General features: G+C 42.7%; 1 protein-coding gene. It reads right to left on the bottom strand.

Features of this window, described 5'->3' with window-relative positions; genetic code table 11:
• Positions 1 to 542 (bottom strand): glutathione S-transferase (locus R7Z77_RS27635; protein WP_318137343.1); only part of this gene is annotated, 542 nt, incomplete at its 3' end.
• Between the last annotated feature and the right edge of the window lie 13 nt (positions 543 to 555).

The following is a 555-nucleotide window of genomic DNA, read 5'->3' as shown; positions in this document are numbered from 1 at the left end:
ATATTCGGGAATTGTTCTGCTAGGCCAAACATCTGTACTAACTCAACGATGAAAGACATCATGATGTCTGCACCCGTCAATCGCTCTTCTACGAGGTAGGTTTTTCCTTCCAACGCTTGTTCGAAGTAGCTCAATACATTCATTGCTTCTTTGTCGGCGTATGCAGGCAAAAACTGCATCGAGTTCGGCTCTTTACTGATGAATATTTTCAATAGCATCGGCAAAATAGCGGAGCTTTCTGCAAAGTGCATCCATTGTAAATATTCAGTATGCGCTTTTGTACCACGCTTAGGGGCAAGCGCTCCATCACTGTACTTTTCAATCAAGTATTCAGTCATGGCTCCTGATTCAATAATAAACTCACCATCATCTTCAAGGAGTGGCGACTTACCAAGTGGATGAACGCTCTTTAGTTCTGGCGGTGCCATGAAAGTCACTTTGTCACGAACGTAAGGCACGATTTCGTATTCCACGTTGAGCTCTTCAAGTAACCAGATAATACGCTTAGAGCGTGACTGATTCAGATGATGAAGTTTTATCATTTGTTATCCCTTC

This window comes from Vibrio sp. 1401 (assembly GCF_033340295.1).
The sequence above is the reverse complement of the archived record's forward strand: the minus strand, read 5'-3'. Positions and strand labels throughout refer to the sequence as shown.